General features: G+C 26.1%; 17 protein-coding genes, 1 riboswitch and 1 other annotated feature. Of the genes, 11 read left to right on the top strand and 6 right to left on the bottom strand.

The genetic code is table 11. From position 1 onward, the window contains the following. Window positions 1-52 precede the first annotated feature (52 nt). The gene (locus RYM86_RS01365) at window positions 53-193 is read left to right on the top strand and encodes a hypothetical protein (RefSeq protein ID WP_003374653.1); all 141 of its coding nucleotides are present in this window, start codon (window positions 53-55) and stop codon (window positions 191-193) included. A 74-nt stretch (window positions 194-267) separates the two neighbouring features. Here the strand turns inward: RYM86_RS01365 and RYM86_RS01360 are convergent, their stop codons facing one another. Beyond that, window positions 268-1,614 (bottom strand): voltage-gated chloride channel family protein, encoded by a 1,347-nt coding sequence (locus RYM86_RS01360; protein WP_315076800.1) that lies wholly within the window; start codon window positions 1,612-1,614, stop codon window positions 268-270. 65 nt (window positions 1,615-1,679) lie between these two features. Beyond that, a riboswitch (Fluoride riboswitch) is annotated at window positions 1,680-1,739 on the bottom strand. A gap of 594 nt (window positions 1,740-2,333) precedes the next feature. Continuing rightward, window positions 2,334-2,591 (top strand) — a binding site (T-box leader). Between the two features lie 70 nt (window positions 2,592-2,661). Here RYM86_RS01360 and RYM86_RS01355 point away from each other — a divergent pair. Beyond that, window positions 2,662-3,738 (top strand): iron-containing alcohol dehydrogenase family protein, encoded by a 1,077-nt coding sequence (locus RYM86_RS01355; protein ID WP_315076796.1) that lies wholly within the window; start codon window positions 2,662-2,664, stop codon window positions 3,736-3,738. A gap of 139 nt (window positions 3,739-3,877) precedes the next feature. On the opposite strand, the gene RYM86_RS01350 is transcribed toward RYM86_RS01355, so the two are convergent. After that, window positions 3,878-4,501, bottom strand: coding sequence for a hypothetical protein (locus RYM86_RS01350; protein ID WP_315076794.1), 624 nt, complete (start codon window positions 4,499-4,501; stop codon window positions 3,878-3,880). A gap of 346 nt (window positions 4,502-4,847) precedes the next feature. Here RYM86_RS01350 and leuA point away from each other — a divergent pair, with 346 nt between their 5' ends. Beyond that, entirely contained in the window at window positions 4,848-6,521 is a 1,674-nt protein-coding gene (gene leuA / locus RYM86_RS01345; RefSeq protein WP_315076792.1) for a 2-isopropylmalate synthase, read from the top strand. Between the two features lie 151 nt (window positions 6,522-6,672). On the opposite strand, the gene RYM86_RS01340 is transcribed toward leuA, so the two are convergent. After that, the gene (locus tag RYM86_RS01340) at window positions 6,673-7,323 is read right to left on the bottom strand and encodes a hypothetical protein (RefSeq protein ID WP_315076790.1); all 651 of its coding nucleotides are present in this window, start codon (window positions 7,321-7,323) and stop codon (window positions 6,673-6,675) included. A 316-nt stretch (window positions 7,324-7,639) separates the two neighbouring features. Between RYM86_RS01340 and RYM86_RS01335 the strand changes: the two genes are divergently transcribed. The 4 genes from RYM86_RS01335 (at window position 7,640) to RYM86_RS01320 (ending at window position 11,743) form a co-directional block, all read left to right on the top strand. Beyond that, window positions 7,640-8,497, top strand: coding sequence for a metallophosphoesterase (locus RYM86_RS01335; RefSeq protein WP_315076788.1), 858 nt, complete (start codon window positions 7,640-7,642; stop codon window positions 8,495-8,497). 120 nt (window positions 8,498-8,617) lie between these two features. Beyond that, window positions 8,618-10,093, top strand: coding sequence for a leucine-rich repeat domain-containing protein (locus RYM86_RS01330; RefSeq protein ID WP_315076787.1), 1,476 nt, complete (start codon window positions 8,618-8,620; stop codon window positions 10,091-10,093). A gap of 38 nt (window positions 10,094-10,131) precedes the next feature. Further along, entirely contained in the window at window positions 10,132-11,163 is a 1,032-nt protein-coding gene (locus RYM86_RS01325) for a M42 family metallopeptidase (RefSeq protein WP_315076784.1), read from the top strand. A gap of 358 nt (window positions 11,164-11,521) precedes the next feature. Further along, window positions 11,522-11,743 (top strand): carbon monoxide dehydrogenase, encoded by a 222-nt coding sequence (locus tag RYM86_RS01320; RefSeq protein ID WP_315077440.1) that lies wholly within the window; start codon window positions 11,522-11,524, stop codon window positions 11,741-11,743. 166 nt (window positions 11,744-11,909) lie between these two features. Here RYM86_RS01320 and RYM86_RS01315 read toward each other — a convergent pair whose 3' ends face one another. Further along, complete coding sequence (locus RYM86_RS01315; protein WP_315076781.1) at window positions 11,910-12,896, bottom strand: Fe-S oxidoreductase; 987 nt, start codon at window positions 12,894-12,896, stop codon at window positions 11,910-11,912. Between the two features lie 255 nt (window positions 12,897-13,151). Between RYM86_RS01315 and RYM86_RS01310 the strand changes: the two genes are divergently transcribed. Next, complete coding sequence (locus RYM86_RS01310; protein ID WP_315076778.1) at window positions 13,152-14,519, top strand: MATE family efflux transporter; 1,368 nt, start codon at window positions 13,152-13,154, stop codon at window positions 14,517-14,519. A gap of 306 nt (window positions 14,520-14,825) precedes the next feature. On the opposite strand, the gene RYM86_RS01305 is transcribed toward RYM86_RS01310, so the two are convergent. Beyond that, a complete protein-coding gene (locus tag RYM86_RS01305) occupies window positions 14,826-15,215 on the bottom strand; it encodes a hypothetical protein (RefSeq protein ID WP_315076776.1) in 390 nt (129 codons plus the stop codon). 179 nt (window positions 15,216-15,394) lie between these two features. Between RYM86_RS01305 and RYM86_RS01300 the strand changes: the two genes are divergently transcribed. From RYM86_RS01300 to RYM86_RS01290, 3 genes are read left to right on the top strand one after another with little or no spacing between them, the layout of a single operon-like run. After that, window positions 15,395-16,351, top strand: a complete 957-nt coding sequence (locus tag RYM86_RS01300; RefSeq protein ID WP_315076773.1) for a GTP-binding protein — start codon at window positions 15,395-15,397, stop codon at window positions 16,349-16,351. A 14-nt stretch (window positions 16,352-16,365) separates the two neighbouring features. Continuing rightward, complete coding sequence (locus RYM86_RS01295) at window positions 16,366-17,022, top strand: GTP-binding protein (RefSeq protein ID WP_315076770.1); 657 nt, start codon at window positions 16,366-16,368, stop codon at window positions 17,020-17,022. Beyond that, window positions 17,012-18,016, top strand: coding sequence for a permease (locus RYM86_RS01290; protein ID WP_315076767.1), 1,005 nt, complete (start codon window positions 17,012-17,014; stop codon window positions 18,014-18,016). The genes RYM86_RS01295 and RYM86_RS01290 overlap by 11 nt, the downstream gene beginning before the upstream one ends. A 129-nt stretch (window positions 18,017-18,145) precedes the next feature. Here the strand turns inward: RYM86_RS01290 and RYM86_RS01285 are convergent, their stop codons facing one another. After that, complete coding sequence (locus tag RYM86_RS01285; protein WP_315076764.1) at window positions 18,146-18,544, bottom strand: hemerythrin domain-containing protein; 399 nt, start codon at window positions 18,542-18,544, stop codon at window positions 18,146-18,148. Window positions 18,545-18,594: the final 50 nt, after the last annotated feature.

Below are 18,594 nucleotides of genomic sequence, written 5' to 3'. Positions count from 1 at the left end.
AGGATAACTTCTTTTCTTTGAGTAAAAATATTAAAGAAAGGAAGTGGAGTGTATGTCTAAGAGTAAAAAAGATAAGTTAATACAACAAACAGGTAATATGTCTCAATCTAAAGTTAAATCATATGAAGAGAATAAACAATATCTTGATAGAACTAAAATAGAAACAAATAATACTAATAATAAATTTTTCTGATTTTTAAGTGTTAAATAATAAAATTAGAAAAACTGAAGTAATCATTCAATTTGGATTACTTCAGTTTTTATTTATTATGAATTTACAGCAAAATCCTCATCGTTATCTGTATTAGATTTTACATATGAATTAGAATTATTTTTATAGTAAGCAAGTGTGGATTCTTTAGGAACTTTAATTAACGTACTTTTACTCATGCCTATTTTTTGAGAAATATATATACCTGAATGACCAGAAAATAAATAACTTATGGCACATGTCATAAACATAAATTCAATTCCTTGAGCACCAAAAAGTTCTAGTCCTAAAATAAAAGATGTTATAGGAGCATTTGTAGCTCCAGCAAACACTCCGATAAGACCTAATGCAGCTAAAAATGATGGAGAAACATGAAGCATACCAGATAAAGCATTACCAAAAGTTGAACCTATAACAAATAAAGGAGTAACTTCTCCACCTTGAAATCCTGTTCCTAGAGTAAATGAAGTAAATATTAATTTATTAAAAAATGCAAAAGGACTAACATCTTGGGTAAAAGAATTATTTATTAAAGGTAAACTAAGGCCAAGATAATCTCTTGTTCCTATTAAATAAGTTAATATAATTATTATAAATCCGCCAATCATACTTTTAATTGCAGCATTCTTAAATTTAGAAGAAAATATATCTTTTAATTTATGTGTTAACTCACTAAATAATTTACTTACTAATCCAAATAAAATTGCTGCAATAATCACTTTAAATACAACAATGTATGTAATAGTAGGAACTTCTAATATATTATAATGTGAATGAGAAACTCCAAATACTGTAGTTACTATATTTCCTACAAAAGCTGAAGTAAAGCATGGAATCAAAGCTTGATAACTCATAGTTCCAAGGGCAGCAACTTCCAAACCAAATATAGTACCAGCAAGTGAAGTACCAAAAACAGAACTAAAACCACTGCTAATTCCACACATTAAAATAATTTTAGTATCTACCTTATCTAATTTAAATAAACGGCCAACACCTTCAGAGATGCTTGAACCAATTTGTACTCCAGTACCTTCTCTACCAGCAGAACCACCAAAAAGATGCGTAATGAAAGTACCTAAAAATACTAAAGAAGCCATACGAAGAGGAATTTTTCCATTATTAGTATTAATTTTTTCTATAATTAAATTATTTCCTTTTGAAGATGCTTTCCCATATTTAGAATATAAAAAGCTAACAAAGGCACCTCCAAATGGTAAAAGAAATAATAACCAAGGATTATTATTTCTTAGAGTTGTAGCAATTTCTAAACTGTTTAAGAATAGAGCTCCAGCTAAACCAGTTAAACAGCCAACAATAGCGCCTAAAAAAATCCATTTTAAAAATGATATTCCAATAAGTGTACTTAAGTTTTTAGTGTTTTTCGTTAATTTGTCTTTAATCATTAAATTTACTCCTTATTATATATTTGAAAACAAAATGACTCCTACAAAGAAACAGGATATACCTGCTTTTTGTAGGAGTCATTAGCATTACGCGTTTAAAGGCGAACTCCATCACCTAATATATAAATATAATAATATGATTAGCTAAGTTTAACAATGTTTATTAATGTTTAATATCTTAAATTAGATTCAATTTAGTTATGAATAAAACGTTATCAACTATAATTTTGGTGATAATACTTTTATATTTTCAAATGAAAATATAAGAATAAGACTATATGCTTTTATAAACTCAAATGAGTACTAAATTTTATGTAATGGAAAATAATAAATCATTAATATTAAGACAAGAATTAGAAGTTTCTTTGGAACTATTAAAACTTATAAAGAAGAAAAAAATATTAGATTTTTAGAATAAATAAATTTTAGAATTTAAGAATTTGCTTATAAAATGCATGAGAGAAGGTTTAAAAGTTTAGAAATATTTATTACTGAGTTTGAAATAGCATTACTTTAAGGGGGAATTTTAACTAAAGATTAAAATACATAAGTACTAGCATGCAAGATGTAATAAAAAAATAATTAAAATAGATATAGTAAATTTTCTAATAATAATATAAATATTAATAATACAGTATATTTTTTATATAATTGATAAAAAATATGAAAGATTATTGACAGTATAAAAATAAAGGGATACAATTATGAAAAATTAAACAATAAATACATTGATTGAGAAAAGTAAATTTTAGATTACTTATAAAGAGAGCTTATCATTTGCTGAAAGATAAGATTTGTAAAAGAATTGAAAATCACTCATGAGTAGTTAGCTGAAGATATAATTATTGTGTAAGCAAGATCGGTAGCAACCGTTATATTGCCAAATATTAAATAGGATTTCCTAGAGATATTTTGAGGGGTTACTTTTCAAGTGATAAATAGAGTGGTACCGCAGAGTTTTTGACTTTGTCTCTAATTAATAGAGATAAGGTCTTTTTTATAAAAATTATATAAGTCATATTCAAAAAATAATTAGGGGGTAAAAAAATGAGTAGTTATAGTTTGTTTTTACCAAGTTATAGTATAGGGAGTGATGTTTACAAAGAAATCCCTAAAATTTGTGAATCTTATGGAAAGAAAGCAGTAGTAGTTGGTGGCAAAACAGCAATAGCAAAAGCTAAGAAAGAACTTTTAGAAGGGGTTAAAGGTTCAAATATAGAGATAGTAGATTTTGTATGGTTTGGGGGAGATTCTTCATATGAAAATGTAGAGAGGCTTAAGAAAAATCCAATAGTTGCAAATGCTGATATGATATTTGCAGTTGGTGGAGGACGAAGTGTTGATACAAGCAAAACAATGTGTGATCAAACAGGACAACCAATATTTGTATTTCCTACAATAGCTTCAAATTGTGCCGCAATAACAGAAACAACAGTAATTTATGATGCTAATCATGTATTTAAAGAATTATATTTTACTAAAAAATCACCAATGCATTGTTTTATTAACACTAAAATAATAGCAGAAGCACCAAATAATTTTATATGGGCTGGTATAGGAGATGCATTATCAAAACAATATGAATGTACATTTTCTTCAAGAGGTGATGAACTTGATCATACTAATCTTTTGGGAGTGAATATAAGCCGCAATTGTGCTGAACCACTTTTGAAATATGGTAAAAGAGCTTATGAAGATGTTAAAGTTAATAAAGTATCAAACGAGCTAGAACAAGTAATTCTTAACATAATAATTACTACAGGATTTGTATCCGTTCTTGTAAAAAATGATTACAATAGTTGTCTTGCTCATTCAGTATATTATGGATGTACTACATTAGAAAATATAGAGAAGAATCATTTACATGGTGAAATAGTTTCTTATGGTGTTTTGGTTATGCTTACATGTGACAAGCAATTTAAAGAACGTGATAGAGTTTATAAGTTCAATAAGAGTATTGGACTTCCAATATGTTTAGCTGATATTGAGGTAAAAGAAAAGGAATTTGATAAAGTACTTGATAAGATAATGGAAACAGATGATATAAAGCATGTACCTTATGAAATAACAAGAAAAATGATTTATAATGCAATAATGGATTTAGAAAAGGTAATAGTATATTAAAAAAGGTCTAACTTTGCTTGATTTTAAGCAAAGTTAGACCTTTTTAGTTTTTTTAAATATAATTAAAAAATATGGATTTAATTAATGTATTATTTATAAAGTAGATTTATTTAATTATGCAAATGAAGTTTATAATTTATTATATTAAATATTCACAAAGTCCCCAAAAAATTAAAAGAATACCTGAAAATACGTAAAAATTTTTAGTTAGCCAACTTGAAAAGGAAAATTTTATTATAAAATTTCCCATCAAAATCATTAATATACTTATTATGAAACTAAAAAATATACTCAAAGGTATGCTTATATTAAGAAGTCCTGCAATTAAGCCTAATAATATATTTGTTTTTGAAAGAAAAATAGACAATGATAAGGTATCTTTAAAACCTATATAATTAGAATAATCAAATGCTGATAGGTTTCCTTCTTTCAATAGCAAACCAAATTTTGAGTTATATTCTACATAGTAAGATGTATCTTCATTACGACTTTTCTTTTTTAGTCTTATATGTTCAACAAAAAAGTAAGCCCCTATAAATATTAAAAGTACACATCCAAATGGAGTTATTATTTTTTTTAATAAAAGTTTACTAATTAATTCTCCAATACACATAGAAATAAATGTTGCAAATGTTGTAATAATTGAAATAATTAAAATTTGTGCTTTTTGTATAGAAACTTTTTTTAAGCTACAAAAATTTGAAACTCTAAAAGTATCTAAATGTGATGAAAGTGATAATAATAATGGAGAAAAAATATTCATAGATTACCTCAAAAAGATTGATTTAATAATAATATATTCAAAAGTTTTAAAAATGACAAAAAGTAACACTAAATAATATAACTTAAGAGTTTGTTGATAACTTTATAAAAAATAAATGAAATAATTAATGATGTATATAGAAAATACAATAAATATTTTACAAATAGTTAAAAAAGTGGTAATATAACTTTAAGTTTTAATAATATAAAGAGGTGTTTTAGATGGGGTTAAGAAAGTAGACAAGAAAATTATTTTTATTGTGAAGTTATATGGTGTTGTTGAGGGACTGTTTCTCATTAGAAAGTAGTGATCTTAAAAACTTATTTTATTTTGGGGAGATGATTTAATGTTAAATTATAAAAAATATAGAAGATTTGAAACAGTTAAATTAAAAGAAAGACAATGGCCAAATAACTTAATTAAAAAGGCACCTATTTGGTGTAGTGTTGATTTAAGAGATGGCAACCAAGCCCTTATAAATCCAATGACAGTAGATGAAAAAATAGAGATGTTTAAACTTCTTGTAAAATTAGGATTTAAAGAAATAGAAGTTGGATTTCCATCAGCGTCGCAAATAGAATATGATTTTTTACGAAGATTAGTTGATGAAAAACATGTTCCAGATGATGTAATATTACAAGTTTTAACACAAGCTAGGCCACATTTAATAAGTAAAACTTTTGAAGCAATAAAAGGTGTGAAAAAGGCTATTGTTCACATATATAATTCTACGTCAGTACTTCAAAGAGACGTAGTATTTAATATGAGTAAAGATGAAATTAAACAAATTGCTATAGAAGGAACTAAATTAGTAAAAGAATATACAAAGGACTTTGAGGGCGAAATACTTTTGGAGTATTCACCAGAAAGTTTTACAGGAACTGAAGTTGATTATGCATTAGAAATATGTGATGCTGTTGCTGATGTATGGGAAGCAAGTGAGGATAATAAGATAATTATAAATCTTCCATCCACTGTACAAATGGATACCCCTAATATATATGCAGATCAAATAGAGTGGATGTGTAAAAATTTTAAAGATAGAGATAGGATAATTTTAAGTGTACATCCTCACAATGATAGAGGTACTGGTGTTGCAGATGCAGAATTAGCACTTTTAGCAGGAGCTGATAGAGTAGAAGGAACTTTATTTGGAAATGGTGAAAGAACCGGTAATGTTGATATTTTGAATATCGCATATAATATGTTTTCTCATGGTACAAACCCTAATTTAAATTTAGAGAATGTTAATGATATAATTGATATCTATGAAAGATGTGTGAAAATACCAATACATGTAAGACATCCATATGCAGGAAAACTAGTATTTACAGCATTCTCAGGTTCACATCAAGATGCTATAAATAAGGGTATGAAAAAGTATCAAGAAAGAAAGAATGGCGTATGGGAAGTACCATATTTACCAATTGATCCAGGTGATTTAGGAAGAGAATATGAAGCATTAGTTAGAATAAATAGTCAATCTGGTAAAGGTGGAATTGCATTTGTTATGGACCACTGCTTTGGATTTAAACTTCCAAAGACAATGCATAAAGAATTTGCATATGTTATACAGAAGTTATCTGAAAAGATAGGAGAAATTTCTCCAGATGAAATAATGAAGCAATTTGAAAAAGAATACTTAGATATTGATGAGCCATTTAAATTGATTAATTATACAATTACAGATGTAAATAACGGAGATTCTAAAGCTGATACTAAAGTTAAGGTTTTATTAAAACATAAAGGTAAGGATTTAGAACTTGAAGGATTAGGAAATGGACCTATAGATTCATTAAAGAAAGCATTGGTTTCAAGTAATTTAATAGATACTAAGATTATAGATTATACAGAACATGCTTTAAGTACAGGCTCAGAAGCAAAAGCTGCATCATATGTTTATATGGAAAGAAGAGATATAGATATAAAGACTTTTGGAGTTGGTGTAGATAGCAATATCACTAGAGCTTCAATTAAAGCAATATTTAGTGCCATAAATAGATTATATTCAGAAAAATAATACTGGGATATGTTTTAAATATGTGTTGATATATGTAATGTCACTTTGATTATTCATATATTTACATAATAAACTAAAACATAGCACAAATATAATAAATTTAAGATATAAAAAAGAAGTTGATTTTTTAGTAACCAACTTCTTTTTTTGATTAATTTAATTTTAACTTATTTAAATCATCTAAAGTAAGGCTTCCCTTTATTGTAATGATTATGTTATTATCTTGTACTTGTATATCTTTAACCTTGATATTATCAATATTACTTATAGAAAGAATAATATCACCATTAGTTTTATCAAAGGTTACAACATCATTAGATCGTAACTTAGAAAAAATCAAATCTTTATTTATGTTAATGAAACCAACATTACCACTATGGTAATGAAGAACACACTTATCATTTATAGCAGAAGCATTGAATACTAAATGTCCCTCTAAAGGAATTCCATTATATTTTAAATGAAAGATCACATTGAGTTTGTTTTCATCTATATCTACTTTTAATCCAGTTATTAAATTTGAAAGTTTATTATTACTTTCTTTAATTAAACCAATAAACATAGTACTTAAGTCTTCTTCAGAAAGTGTTAAAGATGTTTCAAGTGATATTTCTTTAGATGATAAATTTAAATCATTTTTTGATAACCTATCTAGTAGAGTCAATCCATTAAAATTAGATGAAGTATTAATATCTATAACTTTAGTTTTAGGATAAAAGCCAATGTAATAAGTAGCACTTATAGTTAAAAGAATTACTAGTATTATACTTAAAAATAAACTAGTCTTTTTTATTTTTGCCATAATTTTCAATCTCCTTTAGTAAATAATTTAATATTTTGTGTTAAAGCAATATTTATAATGTAATAGAAATTAGGAAATAAATTTTAGTGTTATTTTCTATTAGGAACAAATAAGTACTTAAGATATAATAATTTAAAATAACTATAATTATAATATCATAAATTCTAGTTTAACTTATTTAGAAGAAAAAATAAATTAATTAAAAGTTATAATTAATAAGAAACAATTAATAGTTCTGTTAGATTTATTTTATAAAGTTATGTTATCATAAGATAAAAAATAGCAAATAATACATGAAAGAGAGAAGATATAGGGAATGAGAACACTAAAGAAAATTTTAAAAAGAATATTTATCACAATTGTATTAATACCTTCAATTTGTTTTGGAATATTTGCTTACTCAATTTATGTAGAGCCTAATTTATTGAGTGTTAAAAATATAGAGGTTAAAAATTCTAGTAATATTAAAAACGAAGATACTATTAAGATTGCTCAAATAAGTGATATTCATTTAGGGGAATATTACACTATTGATAAATTGGAGAAGTTGGTTAATAAGGTGAATTCACAAAATGCAGATATAATAGTATTTACAGGGGATTTATTTGATAATGCAAGTAAATTTGAAGATACATCTAAGGTAGTGCCTATATTAAAAAAACTAAATGCTAATATTGGGAAATATGCCATATACGGAAATCATGATTATGGTGGTGGAGCAAAAAACATATATAAAAATGTTATGGAAGATAGTGGATTTAAGATTTTAGTAAATGAGCAAGCTAATGTAAAATTAGATTTTGGAAAAACAATAAGTATATTAGGATTAGATGATGCACTTTTAGGAAGTCCTAATGTTGAAAAAACTACAAGAAATATAAAAGAAAGCAATTATAATTTATTGCTATTACATGAACCTGATTTAAGTGATAAGTTTTTATCATATAATATTGATTTAATTTTAGCTGGTCATAGTCATGGTGGACAAGTTAAAATTCCTTTTTTAGGTGAAATAGTAACGCCTCCATTAGCAGAAAAGTATAGGGATGGATTATATAATCTTGATACGCCAAGAAATACACAGTTATATGTAAATTCAGGAATAGGAAATACCAAAGTACCATTTAGATTTATGAATGTACCTGAAGTGTCAATATTTGAAATAAAAGTGTAGAATAAATAATTAAAATTATCTTAATTTTTACAAATTTTAATAATATAGTCCCTTTTTAGAGTTTGTTTGCTGTATTATTAAATGGTACAATTTACTAGGATTATGAAGGGAGAAACGTAAATGAAGAAAAAATTACTTATAATAGGAACTGCAGTATTAATGACCATCTGTAGTGGAAGTGTACAAGCCTTTGCATATGATAACAATGCAAATACTAAAATTGAGATTTCTGAAGAAGATAAGTTTGAAGCAGACAGAAATTGGCTTAATATGGAGGTTGCAGATCAGCTTAATAAAAACTTTAAAGATCTTACAAAAGAAGATTTTTTAAAGATTAAAAAACTAGATTTGCATTACAAAAGATTAGAAGGCGAGATACCAGAAACATTAGGGTTAATGAAAAATTTAGAATATTTAAATTTAAATTACTGTAAATTAACTAAAATTCCTGATAATATAACAGAATTAACTAAATTGACATATATAGATCTAGGTGACAATAATTTTAGAGAATTACCAGAAAAATTCGAAGAAAAGATAATTAAAGGTGAATATCAATATGTTGATGTTGAAAGCAATGAAGTAAGATTAAAAGAAGGATTACATTTCTTGAAGGGAAATTGGACATACTTAGATAGACACGGTGATAGAGTTAAAGAAACTATGACAGTTAATGGTAAAACATATAACTTTAATGAAGATGGTACATTAAAAATTGGTTGGCAAAAAGAATCAGATAAATGGTTTTATTATGACACTTCTGGAGAGTTACTAAAAAACACATGGAAAGTAATTAATGGCAAGAAGTATTACTTTAATGAAAATGGTGAAATGTTAACAGGATTTATAGAAGTGAATTCAAAAAAATATTATTTAAATTCTAATGGAGAAATGGCCACTGCTTGGACAAAAATAGACAATCAATACTATTATTTTGATAGTAGTGGAATAATGCTTAGCGGTTGGTTAAATGAAGGCAATAATAGATATTATTTAGATCAAAATGGTATTATGATATCTGGAAAAGATATGATTATAGACGGTAAAAATTATAAATTCTATTCTAATGGAACACTAATTAAAAACACATGGATTGATGACAATACATATGTTCAACCTAATGGGGAAGTTGCAACTATATCTAGTAATTATTCTCATTCTAATGTTCAATATAATGCATTTAAATATATGACAAATACTAGCAATCAATTAAGTGTTCATAATAAGGCAGTAGAGCTTCATGATGGGGATACAAGTAATAACTGTGTATATTTCTTGTCAGAAGTTTTAAGAAGAAATGGAGTTTGGTTACCAGAACAAACTTGTAATACTTATGAACTAGAAGGATTATTAAAAGAAAAAGGATTCATAGCATCAAGTGATTTTACACAATTAAAGCCAGGAGATATTTTATATACTAATGGTCACACTCATGTCTATTTATTTATGGGATGGAGAGATAATCAATATGCCTATATAGTAGATAATCAAAGAGATAAATTTGGTGATGAAATATTCCATATAAGAAATGTATACTATGATGATTCAGCATATTCTACTGATAGAGCAATATATTTCTATTATTATCCATACTAGGATTTTAGTTTTATTTTGGTAGAAAAGGAGAGAATTTTATGAATATTAATAAAGAATATATTTTAAAAACAGCTCAAGAAATATTAGAATTTAATAGTCCTACTGGATTTTGCTTTGACATAATGAAAAAGATAGAGGAAATTGCAATAGGGTTTGGATATAAATTTGAAACAACAAGAAAAGGTTGTGGAATAATAACTGTAAAAGGTGAATCAGATGATGAAGTAATAGGACTATCTGCTCATGTAGATACTCTAGGTGCAATGGTTAGGTCAATAACAAGTGATGGAAAATTAAAATTTACTTTGCTTGGTGGTCCAATAGTTCCAACATTAGATGGAGAATATTGCATCATAAGAACTAGAGAAGGAAAACTTTACAATGGTACATTTTTAAGTACAAGTCCTGCAGCTCATGTTTTTGAAGATAGCTCAAGCAAAACACGTGAACCTAAAAATATGGAAATAAGAATAGATGAAGTAGTAAAATCTAAAGAAGATGTTGAAAAGTTAGGAGTTTGTGCAGGAGACTTTGTATTTATTGATCCTAAAACAACAATAACAGAAAGTGGATTCATAAAATCAAGATTCATAGATGATAAAGGCAGTGTATCTTGCTTAATGGGATTACTTGAGTTATTTAATAGAGAAAAGATAACTCCTAAATTTACAACTAAGATATTTATTTCAGTTTATGAAGAAGTTGGACATGGCTCATCATATATTCCAAAGGATATAACAGAAATGATAGCTGTAGACATGGGATGTATAGGTGATGATTTAAATTGTACAGAATATGATGTTTCAATATGTGCAAAAGATTCTGGAGGCCCCTACGATTATAATATGGTAACTACATTAGTTAATTTAGCAAAAAATAATAATTTAAATTATGCAGTAGATATTTATCCAATGTATGGATCAGATGTAGGAGCAGCACTTAAGGGCGGAAATGATATTCGCGGAGCCCTTATAGGACCTGGCGTTCATGCATCACATGGAATGGAAAGAACTCATTACAATGCATTTGAAAATACAATTAAATTATTACATTTATATTTAACTAAGTAAGGAATATATTTAAATTATAAAGCTGTTTCAAATTTTTTGTTTAATTTGAAACAGCTTTTTATCATGTGGAAGATTATAGAAATTTTTAAGTTTAAAAGCCTTATAAAACCCAAGTATATGAGTAAATTACTAGTTGGGAATTGAAAGCGTGGCACAGCCACTTTATGCTTATGCTAGATTTTGAGGAGATGTGTTGGTATATGTAAGTGAAAACATGTTAAAAAATTCAATTGAAAATTAGCTGAAGTAAGCAATTACATATTTATAAATATTACAATTATAAATATGTAAAATATAGAAGGAATTTTATCATATCTTATATAATAAAATTATATGAGAGGAGTGGGTAAAATTGAAGGTGGTCAATAAAGAAAACAAATGTAATGCATGCCATAATATTGTGAAATGGAACTGTATAATTTATGGTGAAAAATCACCAGAGCATATTAAAAGGGAAGGTATGCAAGCACAAGAGATAATAGCTACAGGAGAAACTATAGGTAGCGATGGAATAATAACGGAGTATGAGGCAATAGTTAAATGTCCATTTTGTAATACAAAAAATAAATTTTCAATATAAAAACAATTAGAACTCTAGAAATAGGGTTCTAACTTTTTTTTATTTAAATTTTGAATATGTTTTAAATCTGTGTCTATATATGCAATAGGGAAAGTGGAATTGTTTAATTACTCAGTTCACTTTGCTTATGCATATATTAACACGCTGCTAAAACATAGTATCAATTTTAAATCCTTAAAGAGCATGAGTTAAAACAATATTTTATATTATTAAATTTCAGTTTGAGTTCATTATTATAAAGCCCATTTTTATCTATAAGGATTTTTGAATTTATGGAGTTATCAAGAAAATCTAAAGGAAAACAGGATTTATTTATTCTTAAATTTTTTAGTTTTGCATAAAGTTCTAATTTTTGTTTTTTTTCATTTATTATAGAATCATAAAAATATAAGTTTATAAAAGCTCCTCTATTTAATAGCATATCTATGAATTCATTAGAAGTTATAATATCTATATTATCAAGAGAAATATTTGATGATATTCCAAAGGGGATTGAGTTTTGTTTAAGTAAATCCATATTAGACATGATTTTATCAAAAGTTCCAATCCCACGCTCATAATCTGTGTCCTCCTGAAAGCCATCAAGAGAAATTATAGGTATAACATTACATGAAGAATATAATCTATTGCAAATTATTGGGGTTAATAGTTCTCCATTTGTAAGTGGAATAAATACTATATCAGAATATTTTTTATAAATATTATATAAGAAATCAATAGAAAAAGGCTCTTTTCCGATTATGAAAACATAATATATTTTATTTTCTTTGACTTTATTTAAAATAGTATCAACGTCACTATATGTAATTTCATTACACTTATCTTTTGGTGATAAATTCATAACAAAAAAAGGGAAATAACTGTGGTTTTTATTGTCAAAAACATAGTTGAAAAAATTTATAGTGAATTTTTTTAGAAAATTAGGATTTATATTTAATAATATGTTTTCAACAAAACTTTTAACTAAAGGGGTATCATTATAATAAGTATACGCATTTTTTATCTTTTTTTTATTTTCATTATCTTTTATAAGATTAATAGATAAATTAAATAATTTGTCCATATTTTTTGATGGATTCTTTTCTAAAAGTGAACATACTTTTGAAATTACAATGTTTTTAGTAGAATTTTTCATATATTCACTAAAATTCATATTTGTAACATCCCCTAAATTTTATATTAATACACTTATAGATATATTAATAAAACTTTAAAATATACTAAAATTAAAAAAGTTTTTGACATATTCATATATTCTTATATAATAATTTAAGTACAATAAGATTCTTACTAAGTCTCAGGTTAGATTTTATTTCTAATTTTGAGACTTTGAAATCGTTACATATTAAAAATATAATAAACATTTAACTCTATAGTTAAAATTTAAAAAAGGGAGGGGGACATTAATATGGAAAAAAGAATTGACTTAACGGAAGGTAAGATTGTATCCAAACTTGTAAAATTGGCTTTGCCTATTATGGGAACTTCTTTTATACAAATGGCATACAATATGACGGATATGATATGGATAGGAAAAGTAGGAAGTAAAGCCGTTGCTGGAGTTGGAACAGCCGGGTTTTATACTTGGCTTGCCATGGCCTTTATTATGATTTCCAAAACAGGAGCAGAGATAAAAGTTGCACAAAAGATGGGAGAGCATAACTTAAGGAAAGTGAAGTCGTACATAGTAAGTGCTATTCAAATAAATTTAGTACTTTCAATTTTATATACAGTAGTTTTATTAGTATTTAGTGATAAACTTATAGGATTTTTTAACTTAGGTGATGCAGAAGTAATTTTAATGTCCAAAACATACTTAGTCATCGTAGCAATAGGGATGATATTTTATTTTATAAATCCAGTATTTACTGCAATATTTAATGGTGCTGGAAGCAGTAAAACACCATTTGTAATAAATACTATAGGACTTGCATTTAATATGGTTTTTGATCCTGTTTTAATATTAGGAATAGGACCATTTCCAAAGATGGGGGTAGCAGGAGCGGCTATTGCAACAGTAATTGCTCAAGTAATAGTAAGTTTAAGTTTCATATTTGTTATGATTAAAGGTAAAGAAGAGTATTTAAAGGTAAATGTATTTACAAGACCTAGAATGGATTATATAAAGGTGCTTTGTAATATAGGATTACCTGGAGGAATACAAAATGGATTATTTACTATATTCTCTATGTGTATAGGAAGAATAATAGCAGTATTTGGACCAGTACCTATAGCTGTTCAAAAAGTAGGTTCACAAATAGAAGCTATATCATGGATGACAGCAGGTGGGTTTTCCACTGCACTTGGAACTTTTGTTGGACAAAATTACGGAAGTAAAAAGTATAATAGAATAAATAAGGGCGTAAAAGTTACTATGGTTATGGCTGTGATTATAGGAATACTTGCTTCTCTTTTATTAATATTAGGAGGAGAATATATATTTTCATTTTTCTTAAATGATCCAGAAGCAGTTAAACAAGGTACTGTATATTTAAGAATACTAGGTTATTCACAATTATTTATGTGTATAGAGATTACAATAACAGGTGCATTTAATGGACTTGGACGTACATACATGCCATCAATTATAGGGATATTACTAACAGGGGCTAGAGTGCCAGCTTCATATCTTTTATGTAATCCAAATGCCCTTGGCTTAGACGGAATATGGTGGAGCATAAGCGTAAGTAGTATTTTAAAAGGAACGGTATTATTATCTATATATCTATATTTATTAAGGAAAAGAAAATTGTATAGAGAAGAAATACTAGTTTAAAGTTGATAGTAAAGAGTTGCGGAAAAAATCTACATTAGAATTTTAAAACATATATTTTTAGAAAGTGTTATTCACCTATTCTGTTCCTATGTTTTAAATTTATGTCTATATATGCAATAGGCAAAGTGGCATTGTAATTGGACTTTGAGAATACTTAATGAGTATTGTCACATTTACTGCTTGTCTCAATTTTATATTGGGAGCAAGCTAAAATGGGACTATACTCATTTTTAGTATTCCTAAGTATAATTACTCAGTCCAGCTTTACTTATGCATATATAGACATTTTGCTAAAACATAGCATTATTATACTATTTCATAATGAACTTCAATTTTTCTTCTAGCTCTAGATTCATCATAAGTGTATTTTAATCCAGATTTAAATATAGTATTTTTTCTTTTAAGAGTAGGGATTTTTTCAAGAGGAAAACATCCAAAATCTCTAAGAATAAATTTAACCATACGTCCAATCATTTGTTTAAACATATCTTCAGGCATTCCAGCTTCAAAAAAATCTTCAATTTCTGGAATAACACCTTCAAGAGCAGGTCTATTAGATTTGGCTGCTTCAATCATGTTATAAATACTTTTAGCTTCACATAAAAAATAGAATATTTTAGGTGTAAGATAAAAAGGCTCGTATTTTATATACATCCTATGTTCTGGATGATTAAAAAAATCATCTACATCATACATATAATCACTCCCTAATTGTATTAACTTAAACGTTAGCGTAACATACCTTAATTAAAAATAACATAATTTTAGAATTTTATCAATAATTATTAATAGAAAGAAAAAATATTTGAAATTAAGTAATATTTATATTGATTTAATTATAAATAAATATAAAGGGTATAAGGAGGGAGAAATTTATGGTAAGTAAAATAGATATATTTTCAGGATTTTTAGGAGCCGGTAAAACAATGCTTATAAAAAGTTTGTTAGCAAATAAGGTTTATGATGAGAATACAGTAATAATAGAAAATGAATTTGGTGAAGTTGGAATAGATGGAACTATATTAAAGGAAAGAAATATAGAAATAAAAGAAATAAATTCAGGGTGCATTTGTTGTCAAGTAACAGGGAATTTTATAGATTCTGTACTAGAAATAATAGAAAAATACAATCCTAAAAATATTATAATTGAACCTTCAGGTGTAGCAAAATTAAGTGAAATATTAAATATATTAAATAAAGATGAATATAAAGAAAAGTTTTCAATAAATAGAATAATTACAGTAATAGATGCTCAAAGATACGATATGTATTTAAATAATTTCGATGAATTCTATAAAGACCAAATAAAAAAAGCAAAAGTTTTAGTTTTCAGTAGAACAGAACTAGTAAGCAAAGAAGAGCTAGAAAGTGTAATTAGTTCTATTAGGAAGATAAATAGTACTGCAAAAATAGTAAGCAAGTCTTTGTTAGATATGGATATAAAAGAAATAAATAAAATAGTAGGTGTTGATGACAAAGCATTATATAACAAAAATGAATTTATAATAAGTAAAATAGTTAAACATGCTTCTTTTAGAAAAGAACATAATCATTGTGCAAAGGATGTTTTTGAAAGCTATCCTATAGATTTGAATAGTAAAACTAGTGAAGAAGAATTAGAGAGTAAATTTAAAATAATTGAACAAAACAAAGAATATGGAAATGTAATAAGAGCTAAGGGTATTGTTGAAGTTATAAATGGTGAATATTATCAATTTGATTATGTACCTAATGAATTTCAAGGAAGAAAAATAAAATGGGCTAATAAAAAAGTAATTTCTATAATAGGAAGTAATTTAAATAAAAAAGAACTGATTCGTTTATTTAGTTAAGGTGGGATATTAAAATGAAAATTCAGGTTGAAATAGTTACAGGATTTTTAGGCGCCGGAAAAACAAGTTTTATAAATTCTTTGATAAAAGAAAGCTATGTAAAAGGTGAAAAAATAATAGTAATACAACTAGAAAATGGAGAAAACAAAATATCTGAGGAAGTTTTAGATTGTGGTTTAGTAACAATTTATAAACAAAATGATTTAAAAAAACTAAATGAAGATATGATTGCTTTAATAAGAGAATATTTTCCTAATCGAATAATAATTGAATTTAATGGAACTTACAATTTAGAAGATTTATTTAAAATAATAGATAAAAAGATATATAAAAACAGCATGAGTTTAGACAGGATATATTTTATTGGTGATACTAGAAATTTAAAATCATATGTGCAAAATATGGGCAACTTTTTGGTTCCATTTATTGAACTTTCAAACTTGATAATTTTAAATAATACTGAAAATTGTAATAAAGAAAATATAGAAAATACTAAAAATATGTTAAACAATATAAATCCATCAGCGTATATATTAGAGGCTGAAAATAGGGAATCATTTAATTCATTGCTTAGAGAAAGTGAAATATTAGATAATGCTTTTTTTAAAAAGATAAAAGTTAAGATAAATAATTCTTCAAAATATTTAAGGAGAAAAGAGAGTGAAAAATAAAAAAAATAGAAATTTTTTAATAATAGTATTTATCATATTTCTAAGTATCATAGGGCTATATAAATTGGATATGTATGATAAAAATATAATGGAAAAATTTTTTAATACATTTATAGACATAATGATGGATTCAACTCCTTTTATTGTTTTAGGAGCTATAATTTCAGGTGTGATGCAAATATATATATCAAATGAAACTATACGTAAGTGTATTCCTAAAAATAATATTGTAGGATATTTTGGTGCAGCATTAATAGGTCTTATATTTCCAATATGTGAATGTGCAATAATTCCTATAACAAGGGCCTTAATTAAAAAAGGAGTACCTCTTGGATTTGCAATGACATTTATGATGGCAGTGCCTTTAATAAATCCCATTGTAATAATGTCAACATATACGGCGTTTAATGATAACATATCTATGGTAATAGCAAGAACGGTGGGAGGATTTGTTGGAGCAATTCTTATAGGAGTTATAATGACCTTGCTTCAAGGCAGAAGACAATATTTATTGATGGACAGATTAATAGACAATAAATCATATTGTAGTTGTGGATGTAATGATAATGGAATGATGAAATGTGATGGAAATAAGTTTAAATTGCTTTTAGAGCATTCTATAAAAGAATTTTTAGATATTATGAAGTACCTTATAATTGGAGCATTTTTGGCAACGGCATTTCAAGTATTAGTGCCAACCAGTATATTTGATAATATATCAAATGGAAAGATGCTATCTATAATATTTATGATGTTGCTTTCATTTCTTTTATCTTTATGTTCAGAAGTCGATGCGTTTATCGGTAAAAATTTATTAAATCAATATCCTTTTTGTAGTGTAGTAGCTTTTTTAATATTTGGAGCTATGTTAGACATGAAAAACCTAATTATGTTATTTGGAACATTTAGAAAGGAATTTGTAATAAAGTTATCCATTACAATAGTATCAGTTGTTATATTAGTTTCAAGTGTATTTTTATTAGCAGGGTTATAGTAAAAATATTGAGCCAATTACAAAGACATCAAGAACATGTTTATATTAGTATAAATTTTTAGTATTAATTTATAAAATAAGGCTGTTTTCATATTAATTTATTAATATGAAAACAGCCACTTTAAATTTCTACTCAACTAAAGTTTTTAAGTTAATATCTTTCTTAGTTATATGATCAAAAATCCAACCATATAAAAAGTTAATTAATGTTTGTAATTCATCGTAGTTTTCTTTATAAAAATTAGATACATTAATATCTAAGATTTGCTTTTTAAATTCTTTATGCTCAGCAATATGATCTGCTAGGTAATTATAATTTACTATGCTAAAGTACATCTCTTCATAATAGAAATGATAAGTCACATAATTTCTAAAGTCACATACAATTTTAAGCGCATCATCTACCTTATGAATTACATTTGGAGTTTCAAGTAGAATTTCTAAATCTCTACATAATTTAAATAAATATTTGTGTTGCTCATCTATAGTTTCAATGCCAATATTATAGCTATCGTCCCATTTTATCATTTGTACTCCTCTTTATTCGATAATATATATAATAATTTATATATTTATAT

It is taken from the genome of uncultured Clostridium sp. (assembly GCF_963527835.1).
GTDB lineage: Bacteria > Bacillota > Clostridia > Clostridiales > Clostridiaceae > Clostridium.
Note: the sequence above shows the minus strand (reverse complement) of the source record. Positions and strands in the feature narration are given on the sequence as shown.

Bases quoted from the DNA above. Each gene is read 5' to 3' on its own strand.
- RYM86_RS01365 (WP_003374653.1), top strand. From the start codon at position 53: ATGTCTAAGAGTAAAAAAGATAAGTTAATACAACAAACAGGTAATATG.
- RYM86_RS01360 (WP_315076800.1), bottom strand. From the start codon at position 1,614: ATGATTAAAGACAAATTAACGAAAAACACTAAAAACTTAAGTACACTT.
- RYM86_RS01355 (WP_315076796.1), top strand. From the start codon at position 2,662: ATGAGTAGTTATAGTTTGTTTTTACCAAGTTATAGTATAGGGAGTGAT.
- RYM86_RS01350 (WP_315076794.1), bottom strand. From the start codon at position 4,501: ATGAATATTTTTTCTCCATTATTATTATCACTTTCATCACATTTAGAT.
- leuA (WP_315076792.1), top strand. From the start codon at position 4,848: ATGTTAAATTATAAAAAATATAGAAGATTTGAAACAGTTAAATTAAAA.
- RYM86_RS01340 (WP_315076790.1), bottom strand. From the start codon at position 7,323: ATGGCAAAAATAAAAAAGACTAGTTTATTTTTAAGTATAATACTAGTA.
- RYM86_RS01335 (WP_315076788.1), top strand. From the start codon at position 7,640: ATGAGAACACTAAAGAAAATTTTAAAAAGAATATTTATCACAATTGTA.
- RYM86_RS01330 (WP_315076787.1), top strand. From the start codon at position 8,618: ATGAAGAAAAAATTACTTATAATAGGAACTGCAGTATTAATGACCATC.
- RYM86_RS01325 (WP_315076784.1), top strand. From the start codon at position 10,132: ATGAATATTAATAAAGAATATATTTTAAAAACAGCTCAAGAAATATTA.
- RYM86_RS01315 (WP_315076781.1), bottom strand. From the start codon at position 12,896: ATGAATTTTAGTGAATATATGAAAAATTCTACTAAAAACATTGTAATT.
- RYM86_RS01310 (WP_315076778.1), top strand. From the start codon at position 13,152: ATGGAAAAAAGAATTGACTTAACGGAAGGTAAGATTGTATCCAAACTT.
- RYM86_RS01305 (WP_315076776.1), bottom strand. From the start codon at position 15,215: ATGTATGATGTAGATGATTTTTTTAATCATCCAGAACATAGGATGTAT.
- RYM86_RS01300 (WP_315076773.1), top strand. From the start codon at position 15,395: ATGGTAAGTAAAATAGATATATTTTCAGGATTTTTAGGAGCCGGTAAA.
- RYM86_RS01295 (WP_315076770.1), top strand. From the start codon at position 16,366: ATGAAAATTCAGGTTGAAATAGTTACAGGATTTTTAGGCGCCGGAAAA.
- RYM86_RS01285 (WP_315076764.1), bottom strand. From the start codon at position 18,544: ATGATAAAATGGGACGATAGCTATAATATTGGCATTGAAACTATAGAT.